At 67.8% G+C, this 15,890-nt stretch carries 17 protein-coding genes and 3 pseudogenes; 7 read left to right on the top strand and 13 right to left on the bottom strand.

Translation table 11 applies throughout. From position 1 onward, the window contains the following. Window positions 1–110: 110 nt before the first annotated feature. The 3 genes from C1J00_RS01910 to C1J00_RS01900 all read right to left on the bottom strand — a co-directional run bounded on the left by C1J00_RS01910 (window position 111) and on the right by C1J00_RS01900 (window position 4,005). On the bottom strand, window positions 111–1,130 hold the full coding sequence (locus C1J00_RS01910) for a hypothetical protein (protein ID WP_146046116.1): 1,020 nt from the start codon (window positions 1,128–1,130) through the stop codon (window positions 111–113). Window positions 1,131–1,561: 431 nt separating this feature from the next. Further along, a complete protein-coding gene (locus C1J00_RS01905) occupies window positions 1,562–2,851 on the bottom strand; it encodes a ParB/RepB/Spo0J family partition protein (RefSeq protein WP_102907263.1) in 1,290 nt (429 codons plus the stop codon). Further along, window positions 2,848–4,005 carry a ParA family protein gene (locus C1J00_RS01900; protein ID WP_102907262.1) on the bottom strand — a complete coding sequence of 386 codons (1,158 nt, stop codon included), beginning with the start codon at window positions 4,003–4,005 and terminating at the stop codon, window positions 2,848–2,850. The genes C1J00_RS01905 and C1J00_RS01900 overlap by 4 nt, the downstream gene beginning before the upstream one ends. 344 nt (window positions 4,006–4,349) lie before the next feature. On the opposite strand from C1J00_RS01900, the gene C1J00_RS01895 reads away from it, so the two are divergent. From C1J00_RS01895 to C1J00_RS01885, 3 genes are all read left to right on the top strand, one after another. After that, on the top strand, window positions 4,350–4,823 hold the full coding sequence (locus C1J00_RS01895; protein ID WP_102907261.1) for a hypothetical protein: 474 nt from the start codon (window positions 4,350–4,352) through the stop codon (window positions 4,821–4,823). Window positions 4,824–4,856: 33 nt separating this feature from the next. Continuing rightward, a complete protein-coding gene (locus C1J00_RS01890) occupies window positions 4,857–5,360 on the top strand; it encodes a hypothetical protein (RefSeq protein WP_102907260.1) in 504 nt (167 codons plus the stop codon). A 319-nt stretch (window positions 5,361–5,679) separates the two neighbouring features. Next, entirely contained in the window at window positions 5,680–6,303 is a 624-nt protein-coding gene (locus C1J00_RS01885) for an HNH endonuclease family protein (RefSeq protein ID WP_245936145.1), read from the top strand. Window positions 6,304–6,422: 119 nt separating this feature from the next. On the opposite strand, the pseudogene C1J00_RS44555 reads toward C1J00_RS01885, so the two are convergent. After that, a pseudogene (locus C1J00_RS44555) lies at window positions 6,423–6,599 on the bottom strand (lamin tail domain-containing protein); the annotation flags it as partial. Between the two features lie 66 nt (window positions 6,600–6,665). On the opposite strand from C1J00_RS44555, the pseudogene C1J00_RS01880 reads away from it, so the two are divergent. Beyond that, window positions 6,666–7,304: pseudogene (locus C1J00_RS01880) on the top strand (ArsR family transcriptional regulator); the annotation flags it as partial. Here the strand turns inward: C1J00_RS01880 and C1J00_RS01875 are convergent. From C1J00_RS01875 to C1J00_RS47570, 6 genes are all read right to left on the bottom strand, one after another. Continuing rightward, window positions 7,301–7,759, bottom strand: coding sequence for a hypothetical protein (locus C1J00_RS01875; RefSeq protein ID WP_102907258.1), 459 nt, complete (start codon window positions 7,757–7,759; stop codon window positions 7,301–7,303). The pseudogene C1J00_RS01880 and the gene C1J00_RS01875 overlap by 4 nt on opposite strands. Before the next feature lie 81 nt (window positions 7,760–7,840). Beyond that, window positions 7,841–8,770, bottom strand: a complete 930-nt coding sequence (locus tag C1J00_RS01870) for a hypothetical protein (protein WP_102907257.1) — start codon at window positions 8,768–8,770, stop codon at window positions 7,841–7,843. Between the two features lie 129 nt (window positions 8,771–8,899). Then, on the bottom strand, window positions 8,900–9,847 hold the full coding sequence (locus tag C1J00_RS01865; protein WP_146046115.1) for a peptidoglycan DD-metalloendopeptidase family protein: 948 nt from the start codon (window positions 9,845–9,847) through the stop codon (window positions 8,900–8,902). Between the two features lie 48 nt (window positions 9,848–9,895). Further along, complete coding sequence (locus tag C1J00_RS01860; protein WP_102907272.1) at window positions 9,896–11,248, bottom strand: protein kinase domain-containing protein; 1,353 nt, start codon at window positions 11,246–11,248, stop codon at window positions 9,896–9,898. 86 nt (window positions 11,249–11,334) lie between these two features. Continuing rightward, window positions 11,335–12,087, bottom strand: coding sequence for an FHA domain-containing protein (locus tag C1J00_RS01855; protein ID WP_180989358.1), 753 nt, complete (start codon window positions 12,085–12,087; stop codon window positions 11,335–11,337). Window positions 12,088–12,468: 381 nt separating this feature from the next. Further along, the gene (locus C1J00_RS47570) at window positions 12,469–12,594 is read right to left on the bottom strand and encodes a hypothetical protein (protein ID WP_281262740.1); all 126 of its coding nucleotides are present in this window, start codon (window positions 12,592–12,594) and stop codon (window positions 12,469–12,471) included. A gap of 501 nt (window positions 12,595–13,095) precedes the next feature. Between C1J00_RS47570 and C1J00_RS01850 the strand changes: the two genes are divergently transcribed. Continuing rightward, complete coding sequence (locus tag C1J00_RS01850) at window positions 13,096–13,401, top strand: hypothetical protein (protein ID WP_439333374.1); 306 nt, start codon at window positions 13,096–13,098, stop codon at window positions 13,399–13,401. A gap of 144 nt (window positions 13,402–13,545) precedes the next feature. Here the strand turns inward: C1J00_RS01850 and C1J00_RS01845 are convergent, their stop codons facing one another. Continuing rightward, on the bottom strand, window positions 13,546–13,743 hold the full coding sequence (locus C1J00_RS01845) for a hypothetical protein (protein ID WP_102907255.1): 198 nt from the start codon (window positions 13,741–13,743) through the stop codon (window positions 13,546–13,548). A 15-nt stretch (window positions 13,744–13,758) separates the two neighbouring features. Between C1J00_RS01845 and C1J00_RS46285 the strand changes: the two are divergent. Both C1J00_RS46285 and C1J00_RS46280 read left to right on the top strand, forming a co-directional pair. Continuing rightward, a pseudogene (locus tag C1J00_RS46285) lies at window positions 13,759–14,049 on the top strand (dihydropteroate synthase); the annotation flags it as partial. Window positions 14,050–14,092: 43 nt separating this feature from the next. Then, window positions 14,093–14,461 (top strand): dihydropteroate synthase, encoded by a 369-nt coding sequence (locus C1J00_RS46280; RefSeq protein ID WP_245936144.1) that lies wholly within the window; start codon window positions 14,093–14,095, stop codon window positions 14,459–14,461. Window positions 14,462–14,760: 299 nt separating this feature from the next. On the opposite strand, the gene C1J00_RS01830 is transcribed toward C1J00_RS46280, so the two are convergent. Then, window positions 14,761–15,072: a hypothetical protein gene (locus C1J00_RS01830; protein WP_059423490.1), complete on the bottom strand. Its 312-nt coding sequence runs from the start codon at window positions 15,070–15,072 to the stop codon at window positions 14,761–14,763. Beyond that, window positions 15,072–15,524 (bottom strand): MarR family transcriptional regulator, encoded by a 453-nt coding sequence (locus tag C1J00_RS01825; protein WP_102907254.1) that lies wholly within the window; start codon window positions 15,522–15,524, stop codon window positions 15,072–15,074. The genes C1J00_RS01830 and C1J00_RS01825 overlap by 1 nt, the downstream gene beginning before the upstream one ends. Between the last annotated feature and the right edge of the window lie 366 nt (window positions 15,525–15,890).

Genomic DNA, 15,890 nt, shown 5'->3' with positions numbered 1-15,890 from the left:
CTTGCCGGTCTCGGCGACGATCCGCACAGCCCCCTCACGGAACTCCGCGTCGAACTTCCGCCTCTTGCCTGCCATGACCCTCAACTTCCCCTGCAGTCAGGGTCTCTACGCTACGAGGGGAAGGTCATGGTGTCCTGTGGTTTCGTGAAGGCCGTCTTGATGTGCTGAGCTACAGCCCTCTCCTTGGCGCCGGCCTTCGTGCTGTAGTTCAGCATTCCGATGTAGGCGAATGAGGCTGCGCCTCGCTTGTCAGGGTTGCCGCCGCCGGTGGAGTTGGCCAGGTACTTGGCGGCGTCCCAGCGCGGCGGCAGGAAGAACAGGTCGCCCTTGAGGTCACCGGTGAGCTTGGCGTTGGGTGGCGGTGTGATGGTGATGGACGGCTGGTAGATGGCGGCGATCAGATCCGTGGTGCCTTGACTGCCCTGCCCGGGCTTGGCGTTGACTGTTTCGCTGAAGGAGCGCAGCACCTTGAGTTCGGCGAACGTCTTCGTTCCAGGCATGCTGCCGCCCCTGGTGTAGCGGACCGTGGAGGGCCAGCTGTTGGGGATCTTTCCCTTGGTGCCGATCTTCATCACAGGTGCCTCGGTGGTGCCCTGCGATTCCATCTCGGTGAAGTAGTACTTGAAGTTGATCGTGCGGCTGTTCTTGGCGATCGTTCCCACGACCCGGACGTTGAACATGCTCGTGCCGGAAGGCCTGCCGTTGACGAGCCAGGTCTGCACGAACGAGGCACCTGAACAGGCCGCGAACCGGGACGTGAAGTAGAACTTCTTGGTGGTGCCCAGGCCCTTCTTGCACTCGTCGAGCGTCATCGTGCGGACCGGTTCCGGGGCCGCGATCATGGGCGTCGGCGAGGCGGTTGATTCGACAGGTGTGGTGCGGGATGGCTGGGTCGCGCGCCGCGCGTACGACGCCGCAGGGCCAACGGTCTCGTGCGGCAACTGCGCGATCGGCTCCGCGGTACGGGCAATGTCCCGTAGACGTTCCATGCCGTCCTCGCTCTGCAACTCCTCGAGCGATGGCGTCGCAGAACCAATCGGCAGGACGTATGACTCAACCTCAAGATCAGTCGACGCGTCTGCCTGCGCCATAGATGGCACGGCCGACAACAGGGCGACCGCAGTCGCCATAGTGAGCGCCTGTCTGCCGGCGCGCCTGAGCCACGGTATGTGCATCAAAACCCCCGAACTCACGCGAATCGAATCGATGATCCGAACGTGTGGTCGAGGGAAGGTCTATCGGGCCGGTGATCGTACGCATGGGCGACACGCCGCATTGACGCGATCAGGACTGCTGTTGGCCGAGATCGACTTTTGCGCCGAGCCGACGCACTCCTGGGCTCTGGACCTGCAAGCCGGACGGCTCCCGCACCAAGTGCGGAAGCCGTCCGGCCACACCGGCCCCAGCACCCTCTATCTTCGAAGTGCACCCGCGGGCAGCCGAGCCCAGATGGACCCGAAGGCGCTCGGGAGCGAGGGCGGCGGACAGGCTGACCACTACGAAGGCCCGTCCCCCGGAAAGCGCCAAGTCGCAGGGGTACGGGCCTTCTTGCGGTCCTGTCTCAGGCCGACTGCTGCTCTTGCTCTTGCTGGGTCAGTTCCTGGAGCAGCGCGCTGTACTCAGCGGGATGCTGCTCCCGCAGGATCTTCAGCCACACACGAGCGCCATTCACGAATACAGCCGGCTCCATCTTCACGTGCAGGTGGTTCACCACGTAGAAGGCGTCGTCGTACGGCAGCTTGCGCGGCTGATCGGCCTTGTCATCTCCTGCTGCATCCGAGGCGGCATCAGCGCTGGACGGACTGACCGCCTCCTGCTGGCACTGACGTTGGGCCGGAGGCTTGTTGGCGGTCCGCACCGGCTTGTCAGTGGGCTTGTTGTCCGCGGACAACAAACCGGCCGTCGGTCGTGCTGTCCCTACCTCTGCGTCACTCTTGTTGTCCGCGGACAACAAACTTCCGCTTTGACCGTCGGAGGCAGGCTCACCCGCCACGGTCTCCGTCTGGAGGGCCCCCTGTTCAGTGGGCTTGTTGTCCGCGGACAACGAGTTGTTGTTCTCAGCGGCGCGGAGTGCCTGGAGCTTGCGTTGCTCATCAGCCTTGGCGACGGACGCAGCTTCCTTCGAGGCCTTCAGATGGTCCAGGAGCGCTGCTGCCTCAAGACCGGACTTCTCCTTCGTGTACCGGGCCAGCATCCGTCCGTCACGCTCGGCCAGGGAGCCGGCACTCAGCATCGCCTGCAGCTCCGCAGGCAACTCGAGCAACACCAGCTGATTGGTTACCCACGAGCGGTCCTTGCCGAGCTGCTCGGCTGCCCGGGTTCGGGCTCCGCGCTCCCCTGCCTCCGCACACACGGCCACGAGCTGCTCGACGCCTCGGGCACGCTCGATGACATCGAAGTCCTCTCGCTCGAGGTTCTCCTTGAGCAGGTGATTGATGAACGCCTCGCGGCTGGAGGCTAGATCGTCGCGGACGACGAAGTCGAGAGCTTCGAGGCCGACGTGGACGGCACTGTGAAAGCGTCGCTCACCGTTGACGAGAACGTGGGCGGCCTCGCCGATCCGGTCTTTGTGGTCGGGCCACAGCGCCAGATAGGCGGCTCGCGTAACGGCGACACATGCGGCCAGCTGCGCATGGCGCAGTTCCTCGCCGAAGCGAGTCTTGTCCTCGTCAGTGCCGAAGTTGCGGCGAGGGTTGAGGGGAGTGGGAGAGACTTCGCTCAGCTGGAGCCGCACCAGCTCGTAGACGGGGACGTCGCCCTGGGTCACGGCCTTGGCGCGGCCGCGGGCGCTTCGGCCACGACGAGTTCCGCTGAAAGAAGAGCCGGTTCCCAACCGGTCGGCGACGCTCATCCGCTGATCCTCCGTGCGATGGTTCGCATTGCTTCTGCCTGCTCGCAGTAGGGGGCGTGCGCCAACAGTGGCGCCTTCACCCGCACCGCTTCACGCTGGTCTTTTAGTTCCGGCACGACAGCCAGTACCGGCGGCTCCCCGACCTTCTGCCACTCCTCCAAAGACGACGTCGCTACGTAGCCCTTGCGGCTGTCGTACATGTTGACGACGAAGCCGAGTTGGGCGATGTCGATCTCCAAGTCCTCGATCAGATCCCCGATCTGCTCTTCCAGCATGTCGTAGGCGTCAGCTGATGAGTCCTCGGACAGCACCGGGATGACGATGCCGGAGGAGTCAGCCTCTTCGCCGTCTCGTGTACGGCAGTAGTAGATCGCCGTGTCCATGCTGTAGCCGAGGCTCGGGGGGCAGTCCACGACGATGAAGTCGAACTCCTGCTCCAAGGACTCCAGAGCCTTCTCCAGGGCTGTCTCCTTGATCCTCACAAACCGGCTGGTGGCCAGCTTGGCGTCCAGGAGGAAGGCGTCCTTGCAGGCCGGGAGGAGCCAGAGATGGTCCTCGAAGTCGCCGCCCTTTATAGGCACCAGCAAGTCTGCGAGCGCGCCGCCCTTCACCTCCCCGAGCATGTGCTTGGCGAGACTGGGCGCGTCGATGTCGATGAGGGGGTGACCGAGTTGCTTGGTCAGGTGCCCCTGCGGGTCGAAGTCGATGAGCAGGGTTCGGTGACCGGACTCTGCGAGGGCCTGGGCGACACCGGCAGACACTGAGGTCTTGCCGACACCGCCCTTCTGGTTGCCGAAGATGATGCGCCGGGCACCAGTGACCCTCTGCGGCTTGGGCCGCGGTGACGGATACTCGTCCAGCCACAGCCGAATCGACTGCGCGATGCCTTGGTTGTAGGAGATCCCGCGGGACTTGCAGTCCTTCTTGAGCTTGTCGTACAGCCCGGCCGGAAGGTACGTGGCAAAGGACGTGCCGCCGGTGGTGTCGACAGGAGGCCGGCCCTTGGCCTCTCTCCAAGCTTCGACGCCCCGGGTCACGGCGTCCTGGATGTCGGTATCCAACTCGGCAGCACGGACCTTGAGCTCCTTCCGGAGCTCAGCAGGCAGTTTGGCTACTACCTTTTCCCGATCACTCGGGTCGTATGGGGCGGTCATGGCGCTACCTTACTTACTTGCTCCTGCCGTTGGACAGCACGATGCCCAAGGTGTCGCTTGTTGTCCGCGGACAACAAGCGACACCTTGGGCTCAACAGCAGGCTGCTTCCCTGCAACGCCCACGTTCGGGTGATATCGAGTCGCGTACTCACACGCTGGCTACGCTGCCTCCAATCGGCCGTGGTCGGGCCGTGTTCCCCCTGGATGCTGTCGGCCCATTGAGCGGCCTGCAGCGGGGAGCGAAGGAGCGCAGCTTCACGCCGTGGTCTCGCATCACCAGACACTCGGGAACGGCTCGATCGCCGTACCGGAGGGCCGAACGGTACGGGGAAACAGGACCTCCCATGCGCCGTGATCGGACAAGCCGGCTCGCCAGCCATCGCCAGCTCTACACGAACGAGACGTACCAGCAAGCCCGGGACCTGCTGAACCCCGGGCAACCGCCCATTCCCGCCGCCGGTGGCGTGGAGCAGCGCAACTTCGAGGCCGACCTCTTTCACCAAGTCCTCGACTCGTACACAGACTTCAGCGCCTACCCCTTCGGGATCCGGTGCGTCCGTCCACAGCCCGACACGATCGAGCTGGTCGTTGAGAACGAGCAGCGCGCCAGAAGGCTGCTGACATGGCTGCTTCCTACCTACGAACCAGGCAGCGAAGTCCACGGCATGCCGGGACTACGGATCCGGCAGCGCACGCGCAGGGGCGTTGAGCTGCACATCACGGGCCGACGCACCTCCGCCTGGCTAACCGGGCCGGACCCGAAGATCTGGAAGCGCACGGAGACAGAGAGCCTCGAGCACGCTGCGGACCTCGGGTGAAAGGCCCTGTGGCGCGGGCCAGAGAAGTGGTCAGTGGAAGAGCTGTCGTTCGAGCAGCAGTGGAATACAGGCGAGTGGACAAGACAGTTCCGATCCGGCGCCTGGAGTGCAAGCGGACTCCTACGGCGCATCGGCCTCTTCCACACCCTCACAACCGCCGACGCTGTCACCGGCTACAAGGGGCTGGGCATCAACGGCTATGACGGCAGCGGGCCGTTGCGATGGTGCCTGGACATCATCCACCGCTCCGGTGTCCGCTATCAGAAGCAGGAGCTGGTCAGCGCGGTGACGGATGCGGAATTCGGGCTGCCTGTCGCCCGAGCGGGACATCTGGATGCGATCTACCCACCAGAGACCATGGAGAACTGGGTCCGTCTCGACGATGAGGCCCGTACGGGCCTCATCGAACTCCGCTTCACCACCTGCAACTATGAGCAGCTCCAGGTGAACTCCTGCGATCCGAAGTACCAGGCGATCGCCGAAGCAGTCGAGCGGCGGGTCAGCACTGCAACTCAGCGCCGCCACAACTCCCACTGACACTCCGCCACCTGGTAGGTCAAGGCCGTACGGCGCTCCTCCAGAGGGCAGCGCCGTACGGTCAGCCGTCCTCGCCCCGGAGCGCCAGGACCGCGTCGCCAAGCCGGACATCCCAGCCACGACGCACCTGCACCGCATCAGCCCCCGCAAAGCCCGCCTGCGGATCGGTCAGTGCCCGGGCGACGTCACCGCGAAAAGGGAAGCTGCCCCATGTCAGTTCCCACCGGCCCCCATGCCCCAAAGACGCCGACCTGGGCCACCTCGCCACTCGGGTCGGCGACGTCAGCCAGCTCGCACGCGGCGACGACCGCCTGCTCGGCTGGCCGCCGCCTCCCTCGCTGTCCTTCCCCTCACCGTCTCAGCGACCGCCCACGCGGCCGAGACGCTTCCCCTGACCGAAGCCGTCGCTGCCCTGCCGGTGAGGGCGGAGTCCCGGGACGGTTACGACCGGGACGCCTTCCGCCACTGGAACGCCGGCGCCAACCCCATTGACGGCTGCAACACGCGTGCCGAGGTCCTGATCTCCGAAGCCGTCGAAGCCCCTGCTGTCGGGTCCAACTGCCGTCTGACGGGTGGGAGCTGGTGGTCGTACTACGACCAGGTGTGGGTGACGTCAGCCTCCGGCTTGGACATCGATCACATGGTGCCCCTGGCGGAAAGCTGGGACAGCGGTGCGTCCGCGTGGACGGCGCAGCGCCGCGAGGCGTACGCCAACGACCAGGGCGCGGCCACCAGCCTGGTCGCGGTCACCGCCCGCTCGAACCGGTCCAAGGCAGACCAGGATCCCGCCCAGTGGCTGCCGCCTGCCGCCGAGGTGCACTGCCGGTACGTCGCCGAGTGGGTCGCAACCAAACTCCGCTGGAGCCTCACAGCGGATGAAGCCGAGGTGGCCGCCCTGCGCGAGGTGGCGGCCGGCTGCCCAGAGCAAACCGTGACATACTAGCCGGCCGTATAGGAGCCCGGCGCGCCGCGCGGTTCGCCTCGCCAGCGCCAGGGACGGTCCGCGTCAACGATCTATCGGAGCGTGGGTGAGGCGTTCAGTTCACGCACGCGGTGCTTGGGTCAGCGGTGGTGACGGCCGCCGTGGCGGTGGTGGCCCCAGGACTCGTCGTCGATGAAGCGGCCGTGGTCGTTGCGGAGGGTGGCGGTGTCGGAACGGTTGTCCCAGACGTAGTTGCGGCGGTCCTGGTAGAGGTCATCGCTGTCGGTGTCGCGGCCGTGGCCGGTGTGGATGCGGACGGCCTGCGGGCTTCGTAGAGCTGCTCGTCGGTGGTGATGATGCCGGCGGGCGTCGGCGACCGCTGTGCGGTGCTGCGCGCCTACCACGAGGCTGTCCTCACGCCGTACGAGGAGCAGATGCGGGCCCGCGTCGACGCCGAGCGGAGCGCGGGCTGTCGCGCGCTCATGGACGGCGGCGTCGAGGGGATGCTGGCAGGGCTCAGCCCCATGATGCGCTGGCGCCGGCCTGTCCTGCACGTCTAGTACCCGGTCGAGGACCGGGACCTGCACCTCGACGGCCGCGGCCTGACGCTGGTCCCGTCGTACTTCTCCTGGGACGCCCCGGTCAGTCTCGCCGCCCCCGAGCTGCAGCCGGTCCTGTGCTACCCGCTGCTGCACGAGCCGGCCGTCCCGGCGTCGCGCCCCCTGGCCGAATCGCCGTCAACTCCCCTGACTGTCCTGCTCGGCAGCTCGCGGGCCGTTGCCATGCGGGTCATCGCGGCCGGCGCCACCACCGGTGAGATCGCCCGCGCGGCGGGCGTGTCCGCGTCCTCCGCCAGCAGGCACGCCACCGCCCTGCGCGACGCCGGACTCATCACCAGCCACCGCAACGCGTCGGTGCTGCACACCCTCACCCCGGTCGGAGCGGCCGTGCTGCGCGCCGCCACGCGCGCGCCGAGCGGCCCGCCGGATCAGCCGGCGGGCCGCTCGGCACGGGTGCGCTAGCTCATGAACTTCGAGCAGCCGCCGCTCACCCACTCGTGCGACCTGATGCGGTCGTTCACGCTGGTGCCGGTGGAGAAGTCGTTGCGGCTCAGTGCGTCGACGTACTTCTCGCCCCGGCTCAGGCAGGAGTGCCCGCCCCTGTAGTCCTTCAGGGCATAGAACTTGACGATGTTCACCCCACCGGAATAGGTGCCGGTGTTCATCACCGACGACGCCCTTTCGGAGTCGCTGCCCTGGAAGCCGCCCGCGCTGTTGCCCCAGTCCGAGTCGTCGCCCGTCGTCTTGCCCATGTAGTTGCTGCAGTTGTTGTCGGCGTAGGCCCGGACGTTTCCGTCGTCCTTGTTCGCGTTGTAGACGGTGTCGCAGAAGGCCGCCGCCTGGGCGCTCCCGGCGGGGACCATCGCTCCGATGACTGCGAGACCGGCGGTCGCGACGGCGATACGGATCTTGCTCATGGTGAGTTCTCCTGCTCCTGCCTCGCACGAGGCTCTGCTGTCCACGGCCTGTCGCCGCGGATGTCCTGGGGTGCCGCGTTCTCAGCTCCCGGAACCGGTGATCTTCTTGGCCCGGGCGAGCGCGGCGTGCTGCAGGCGGCTGCGGGTGGCCATCTCCTCGCCGTACCGACCGCGCAGCTTGTCGCGGTAGTGGCGTTCCAGCTCGCGTGCGGTCCGCGCCAGGGAGCTCTCCCTTGCGCAGGTGGCCTCGGCGACGGCCAGCTTCACCTCGGTGGTGTGCGCCTCTGCGGTGGTCAGGCCCTCGGTGAGCTCGGGCAGGTCCGAACGGATCTCTTCGGGGTCGGAGTAGTCGTGGCCTGCTCGGGCCATACAGCCGGACCACGCCTCGAGGGCCATGGTGAAGCGCTTGTCCGCCACCAGGTCGGGCACATAGAGCGGGGTGAGGTTGCCGGCGATCCGGTCGGCCCGGAACCATGTCTTCCAGTCGCCATAGAGCTCTTGCTGCGCGGCGGCCTCGCAGCCCCCGGTCGAGCTCTCGATCGTTCTGCCGGCGGGGAGTTCGACGGTGAGCGCCTCGCTCTCCGGGCCCCCGGCGAGCGTGGCGACGTACTGGGCCCGCTTCCTCTCGGGCAGCTCGGCCCGGTACGCCAGGTTGCGGTCGGCCTTCTTGGACGCGGCGACCTTCTGTTTGATCCGGCCGCCGTAGCCGTGCTCACGGGCCCACGGGACGTCGTCGTTCACGAAGCCGGAAGCGCGGCTCTCCTCGGCACTCAGTGGTGTGTCGATCCAGTACGGATAGCCGTGCCGCGCCATGCACTTCTTGACGAGCAACTGCTCGGCCTTGCCGATCAGGAAGTCCTCGGCGTCGGTCAGCTCCCGCTCCGGGCCGTTCTTCGCGGCAGTGGCCGATGTGGCGGCCGCGGGACCGTCACCGGTCTGCTGCGTACAGCCGGTCGCGGCGACCGACAAGACCGCCGCGACCGCACACACCGAAGTGAACGCGCGCTTCATGCTTTCCCCGCCCCCGGTACCGCGCCGCCCTTCCGGCGCTGTTGTCACACCATGGCCCCGGGGGCGCGTCCCGGGTACCTCGTATATCCGAGGGAACGCCGGAAAACGCAGGTCAAGCTCCTGGTCGGGTCAGGCCGGGCATTCGCCCCGCCACCGCACGGAGTCGATGGTCCGGCCGCCGGAGGCGAAGTTGCCCCGGCCCTCGTCCCAGCCACGGTGCAGACAGGCGCCGCCGCCCTCCACGAAGGTGACCTGGACGTGGTCGTAGCCCTCCTGGACGTTGCCGTTGTTGAAGAACGACTTGCGCAGACCGCACGCGCTGCTGGGGTCGTCGCTGTCGGTCCGGCACACGCTGCCGGTTCCGTCGGTGCCGGAGTAGAAGCACACCGAGCCCGGCGGGCAGTCTTTCCAGGCGGCGGAGTCGCCGCAGTTGGCGCTGGTCACGCTCGGCCACTGCTTGCCGACGCCCGTGTACTCGACGCCGTTGAAGTGGACCGGCTTGCGGTGCCTTTCGTCGGTGAAGTCGCCGGTCGCCAAGTACCGCTGTTCGTAGTGGAGGTGGGCCCAACTCGTGCCGCCGGAGGCGCCGATCCGGCCGATGCGCGTCGAGGGCTGGACCTTGTCGCCCTTATTGACGTAGCGGTCGGGGGCGTCCTTGAGGTGGTAGTACGCCGTGAACCAGCCGCCCGCGTGCTTGACCTGAATGGTGTTCCCCGAGCCGTTGTCCCAGTAGGTCGCGGTGACCGTCCCCGCGGCGGACGCCTGTACGGGCAGGCCGTCGGATCCGGTGTTGCCCTTCACCACGATGTCGAGTGCGGGGTCGTGCCCGGCGTCGTAGGTGTTGAGCTGCCACTGGCTCTGGCAGGAGAACGGCATCTGGAAGGCGGGCTTGCCCGGGGGTGGCGCCTGCGTGACCGACGCCCCGTCGGCGGAGGCGGAACCAGCAGCCGAAGCGGAACCGGAAGCCGAAGCGCCGGACATCGTGGCGGCTCCCAGCGACAGCGCGGCCGCACAGGCGAGCATCGCCGTACGCAGCCGGTGTCCAAGGCGCCGGACTTTCCTCTTGCTCTGCGGCATCGGACCCCTTTCGCAGGGCCGGGCGGCGTGCCCGGCCGAGTGCTCCGCTCACCGTCCCGCCGGAGGGCCGTCACCGCGTACTCGTATCTCAGAGGGTTGGGCCGCCGAAGGGCGCGCATCACTGGCTCGGCACTTCTTCTCCCAGATGTGCGACCGGGGCCGCAGCGGCGCGGTGAAGTTCTCCCTGGCGCCCACCTCGACGCAGCCCAGAGGCTCCCGCAGCCGCTTCTGCGCGTAGTAGGCGACATCGACGAACTCCTCGCCCGCGTCGGTGTCGTGGCCGTTGTTGAAGACCGACCGGGCCTTCTTCGGGGCGGCCCAGCCGCAATGGTTCTCGCCTGCTGTCCAGTCGTTGTCGTCGCCGTCCCACGCGCACATCTCGCCCATGCCGTCCCGCTCGGTGAAGAAGCAGACGCTGCCCTTGTCGCACCGGTCATAACCCACGGCGTCCGCGGCGGTCTCGCCCGCCCCCGCCAGGGCGTTGTTCACCCCGAAGCCGAGCGCCGCGAGCCCGGCCGCCGCCATCGCGGCCCAGCGCCACCGCCGAGGCAGCGGGTGCGACCGGGGCGAGCGGGCCGTGCCCGCCGCCGACTCCACCCTGCGCAGCAGTGACGCCGCGTCGTGGACGGCGCGCTCCCGGTGCGTGCGGGCCAGGCAGTCCGCGATGATCTGCTGCCAGGGGGAGGGGAGTTCGGGGGAGAGGCGCAACTCGTCATGGCCCTGCGCGTAGCGCACCGCCGCGTTCCGGCGGGCGGACGGGGTGGAGCCCGGCAGCGGCTGGGAGCCGGTGAGCACGACATGGGCGAGTACGCCGAAGGCCCAGACGTCCGCCGCCGGGCGGATCTGGCGGCCGCGTTCGCCGATCTCGGACCAGAGCAGCTCGGGCGGGGTGTAGTCGGGCGTGGAGAAGGCGGGGGTGTACGCGTGCGTGCCCTCCATCTCGGCGGCCATGTTGAAGTCGGCCAGGCGCACCGAACCGTCCTTCATGAGAAGGACGTTGGGTGGCTTGAGGTCGCCGTGCACCCAGCCCGCGTGGTGCAGCTGGTGCAGGCCGGCGCAGATCTGGGCCAGCAGCTCGGGCCCGCCGCGCGGTCTCGGCGTCCGGGAGAGCAGGGCGTCGAGGGACTCCTCGGCCTTCTCCAGTACGAGGACGGTGGCGCCGTCGAGCTCCGGGTGCCCGGGGTCGTCCACCGTCAGCGTCTCGTACAACCGGATGAGGCGTGGCGCCTGCAGCCGGCTCAGCAACTTCACCTCGCGCTCGGCGAGTTCCCGCAGATGGCGCAGCTGGCGTGGGGTGCTGGTGCCGGTGGGCAGGAACTTCAGCGCGGACACGGACGGTGGCTCCCCGGACGGGCCGACGCGTCGGCCCGCGTACACGCTGCCGAAGGCCCCGGCGGCCATGGGCTCGCGGACCTCCCAGCCGCCGACGCGATAGCCCTTGGGGACGTGCACGGAGTACGGATGTCCCGGGCTCGTACGGAACGGGTTCACCGCACCGCCTCGCGGGGGCGGGTGAGCAGGACGAGATCGTCCTCCCGGACAAGGTCGAAGCGGAGCGCGAGCGAGACGAGCGACTCCTTCTTGCCGTTGAGCCGGGGACCGGACTCCGCCGTGTCCGGGGCGGGCTTGAGGCGCAGCTTCACCGCCAGGTAGTCGATGTTCCACTGCACGGCGGCGCGGTTGGTAGTGGGCCAGATCGGTCGCAGCCGCTCGGCCAGCTGCTCGACGGTGGGCAGCTGCGCGTGCGGCGCACCGCGCAGCCGGGGCTCGCACAGCGCGGTCAGCACCGCGAAGTAGCGCTTGGAGCAGTCCAGGGCGAACGCCGGGGCGGTGCTGGCGCCGCCGGGGGACTCCTGGTCCGTCGCCCGGGTGTCGAGGTAGTCGTGGCGTGGCGCCCACACGTCGAAGCTGAGCAGCTCGCCGCCGGCGGGCAGTACGACCCGGGCGAACTCGAAGGGTACCGGGGCGTTGAGGCGGCCCGGTGCGACCTTGATGTGCTCGCCCGCACCCTCCGGGTTCTCCACGACATAGGTCTGGGAGTGGCTGAGGTTGCTCAGTATCCAGAAGGTGTCGTGTGCGGATATCCGGCCGGCGGCCCGGGACACCCCTTCGTGCGCGATGGTGAGGTGAGGGCCTGGCGCCCCCGTGCTCCGGCCGAAGTCGAGCTGCTCCCCGGGCGCGAGGCGGATCTGTTCCCCGGGCCCGCCGTACTCGGGCGGCACCACGATGATGCTGTACATCATTTGTCCCCCTTGTTGTACTAACGAGCCCTAAAGTTAGGGGTGGTTCCCTTCTCAGGAAAAGGGAACGCGTTCCACTGGGGAGAGCGGCGTGCATCGCGGACGCGGTGAGGACCGCCTCGGCAGTGATCGATCCAACGGTGGAACAGCGGGGCGTACGTGCCCGCCAGGTTGCCCTGTTGGCGGACCGCGGTGCAGCCGGTCCGCCGGCTGTGCCGGGTGCGGTCGATGCCCGTGGGGTGCAGTCGCGGCCCCGGGTGTACTCCACGCCGCCCGGCGCCCGGCCGTCGTCGGGGACGTTGACGAAGACCGACTTCACCGGGCGGTCCCGGGACCAGGCACAGGTCTCCTTACCCGCGAGCCAGTCCGTGTCGTCCCCTTTCAACTGCAGATGTCGCCGTTCTGTTCGCTGAAGAAGCAGACGGAGCCCAGCGGGCAGTGGTGATATCCGTACGAGGGCTCGTCCTCCCGCAGGAAGTACGCCCCCGACGCTCCGAGCAGCGCCACTCCTCCGAGGCGTAGTGGTTGGTGGGCAGGACGAGGTGACTGCTGTCGGCGAAGGCGGCGGGGATGATGTGGACCATGCGGCCCTGCCGGTAGGCCTTTTTGCAGTGGCGGTTGGGGCCGGTGCACTCCTCCCGGACGTGGTCAGGGCGCAGCGGGCCGTGAGCGGGGGCCTGGCGGGCGGTGATGTGGCCCGCGACGGCTGCGGCGGCGGCGAACGAGTCGGTGGCGCAGTCCACTACCGTTTTCCCGTCCCCGGAGATGTACATGGGGTTGCTCAGACACACGCCGTGCTCGTCGCTCGGGAAGATGCTCCAGCCGGTGTGTTCGCCCGGCCCCCTGCGGCGCTTTGCCGCTCCCGCTCGGCTACGGCTCGTGGGAGGCGTAGTGCGACGCGGAGTTCGGCATCAGCCGCACGCCGGCGTACCGGCTGCTCGACGTCGCCCGCTCCCTGACCGCGATCCACGGCGCCGTAGCCGCCGGCACCGAGACGTCTCGGCCCTCATGCTGCCCGGCACCATCGGCTCGGTCGTCGGCCAGGTCACCGGCGCCCTCATCGGCGCGCTGCGCGAGCGCCGCCAGACCGTACGGGCCCTGGCTGGCTGTGCCCGGCTGGCGGACCTGCTGGAAGCCGAACCTGACCTGGACGCCCTGTCCTTCTACCCTCACCTGCTGGCGTGGGAACTCGCCCGCCTCCCCGAAGGCAAGAAGGCCTCGACACGCTCGAGGACATCGGCGACCGCACCCGCCGCGACCTGGAGCGCCTCATCCAGCGGACAGTGTGGCTCCTGCCGAACGCCTTCTGGGTGATCACCGGACGCTTCCGCCTGCAGTGGGCCGACGCCGCGTCGCGGCGGGCGGTGACCAGGCCTCGCCATCGCCGCCGCGTGTGCTGTGCACCGACTTCGCTGTAACCACGGCGTCGGCCCGGGCGTCTGATTCGCCCGGGCCGGTTCAGCCGATCACAGACCGGGCGAAGGCGACAGTGCCGACGAAGGCGCCCCCGGCAGCCAGTACCGCGACAGCCCACGCGTTGCCTGCCAGCACGGTCAGCACGCCAGCGGCCACGGCGATCTGCGTGCCCAGCATCAAGATGACCGCGGCACGCACCGTCATCAGCGGCTCCTGAGATCGGTCGGACGGCGCACTCACGGAAGCTCCTGGCGGTTGTTCTCGCGCCTGCGCTATTTGGGTCCTGCGGCGAGCCACCTGGGAGCCCAGTCGGCGACCGCTGCGGAGGAGATCCGGCGGCTGACTGGTGTTCTTGATCGGCTCGTGGCCGACGACGTGCCGGTGTCGGTCGATTCGTTTCTGCCGGAGACTCAGCGTTTCGCTGCTGCCCAGGGGGCCGCATACGTCAACGACATCCTGGGGTTTTCCGACCCTGCCCAGTACGAAGAGTTGGCCGTCGCCGCCTGCCGTCTCGTCGTCATGCACTCCGTGCAGCGCACTGGACCGGCCACCAAGGTGATGACTGATCCCACTGTGGTGTGGGAGGGCATTGAGGAGTTCTTTCGACGAGCGCCTGGCCGTGCTGGAAGCGGCTGGCGTTGGCCGGGAGCGGCTGGTCATCGACCCGGGATTGGGCTACTTCCTGGGGGCGGGTCCGGAACCGCCGCTCCGGGCCCTGACGTGCTTCGGGCGGCTGAAGGTCAGGTTCGGGGTGCCGGTCCTGGTGTCGCCCTCCCGTAAGTCCTTCCTTCGGGCACTCACCGGGACCGGCCTCTCGGGGATCGGTCCGGCAAGCCTTGCGGCGGAGTTGTACGCCGCCCTGAACGGCGCGGACTACATCCGCACCCATGACGTCGCCGCGATCCGCGATGCGCTCACCGTCTTCGAATCCCTGGAAGCAGTGAAGGCAGGTGTGTGATGGAGCAGCGGGAAGCGATCGTCGCGGTTTTGCGAAGAGGCGAGCGGGTGCTGGTCATCCAGCGTGCGCGGTGCTGGCGCTGATCATCGAGAGCTCCCTGACGAAACCGCTCAAGTTGTGTCCGTCGACTCCGAGAAGTGGCCGGCGCCGACCATGGCCGAGCGGAGAGGCTGTGCTCTAAGCGACCAGACTGGCGTGGGACTGCCAAGGGCGGCGGGGCTTGCCCGAAGGACAAGTGGAAGGGTCCTGCAGACCGCTCCTCATGTACTCCACGTCAATAAGGAGCGGTCTGTGGGACGTCAGGTTGCGCGGCGGAGGGGGACGACAACGTTCTCGCCCATGCGCTTGGGGTCAAGCCGGTAGTACCTGATGTGGCCGAGCCTCTCGGTTTCCTCGAGCCAGCCGGCTTCGATGACCTGCTTGCGGGTGCGGGAGAAGACGGGGGCGGCCATTCCGACGAGTTTGGCCAGGTTGGCGGCAGTCTCGAGTACGGCTCCGGACCGGTCGGTCGGGTGCAGGGCGTAGAGCATGACGACGAGACGCTGGTTGGCGGTCATGCCGGCCGTCTTCTCAAGCAACTCGAGGTTCTTCTGCTTGTCGTCGCTGCTGATCACTGAGCCTCCCACCGTGCAGGCACGTTCTCGTTGAAACCGGGGATGTCCGGCGGGTTGCACGTCTTCACCGCTTCACGCTGCTCGAGCCCGGTTCCGTGGAAGGCGATGTACGGGCTGATCCGGTAGAAGTTGTAGTTACCGATGCGTCCGCGGACGATCAGGATGCGGTGCTTGGCCAGCTTCCTGTTGATCTTCCCGACAGCATCGGTGGACATCCCCACCCGCTTGGCGATGTCAGCGCCGGTGGCCCTCAACGGTTCCATGCCCTCGGGCGAGACTCCGATCCACCACAGGACGAGGAATTTCTGGCTGGGCGTGAACGCCTTCGATTCAGTGATCGCCTCGACGCGTGCCTTGTCAACCTGGGTGTGCCTCCCGGAGAAGGCGTACGGCGCATATGGGACCGCCTCGCCCGTCTCGGCGTCAACCAGCCTGCGTACTGCTCCCAAGGGTCCCTCCGTGCACGGGGGTTGTCTGACGGTTCATGAGAGGCGGCTGCGAGGCCGACCAGATGAACTTAACGTACATGAGCAGGAAGTCAATCAACCCGGCCTGTCGGCCGTGTCGCCTGCTGACAGGCTAAGGATTCGCAACATCCAGCCGCAGCCGCATTACTGCACCCTCATGTACGTCACGTCAATCTGCCACGGCTGAAGGATCGTGGCACCCAGATCGTCACGCCTGGGTGCCAGCTCTCAGGATCGCTATCCAGGTCTGTCAGATCGTGGTGCACGTTCCATGGGACTGAGTGACACGGCTCCAGGATCTGTTCACTCAGGTCTCCTGATCGCCCTCTGCTGTCGGAAGAACTGCCT

The sequence above is a fragment of the Streptomyces cahuitamycinicus genome (assembly GCF_002891435.1).
GTDB classification, from domain to species: Bacteria; Actinomycetota; Actinomycetes; order Streptomycetales; family Streptomycetaceae; genus Streptomyces; species Streptomyces cahuitamycinicus.
This window is presented reverse-complemented; position numbering and strand designations above follow the sequence as displayed.

Coding starts and splice junctions, on each gene's coding strand:
- C1J00_RS01910 (WP_146046116.1), bottom strand. CDS start 1,130: ATGGCGACTGCGGTCGCCCTGTTGTCGGCCGTGCCATCTATGGCGCAG.
- C1J00_RS01905 (WP_102907263.1), bottom strand. CDS start 2,851: ATGAGCGTCGCCGACCGGTTGGGAACCGGCTCTTCTTTCAGCGGAACT.
- C1J00_RS01900 (WP_102907262.1), bottom strand. CDS start 4,005: ATGACCGCCCCATACGACCCGAGTGATCGGGAAAAGGTAGTAGCCAAA.
- C1J00_RS01895 (WP_102907261.1), top strand. CDS start 4,350: ATGCGCCGTGATCGGACAAGCCGGCTCGCCAGCCATCGCCAGCTCTAC.
- C1J00_RS01875 (WP_102907258.1), bottom strand. CDS start 7,759: ATGAGCAAGATCCGTATCGCCGTCGCGACCGCCGGTCTCGCAGTCATC.
- C1J00_RS01870 (WP_102907257.1), bottom strand. CDS start 8,770: ATGAAGCGCGCGTTCACTTCGGTGTGTGCGGTCGCGGCGGTCTTGTCG.
- C1J00_RS01865 (WP_146046115.1), bottom strand. CDS start 9,847: ATGCCGCAGAGCAAGAGGAAAGTCCGGCGCCTTGGACACCGGCTGCGT.
- C1J00_RS01860 (WP_102907272.1), bottom strand. CDS start 11,248: ATGGCCGCCGGGGCCTTCGGCAGCGTGTACGCGGGCCGACGCGTCGGC.
- C1J00_RS01855 (WP_180989358.1), bottom strand. CDS start 12,087: ATGTACAGCATCATCGTGGTGCCGCCCGAGTACGGCGGGCCCGGGGAA.
- C1J00_RS01850 (WP_439333374.1), top strand. CDS start 13,096: ATGCTGCCCGGCACCATCGGCTCGGTCGTCGGCCAGGTCACCGGCGCC.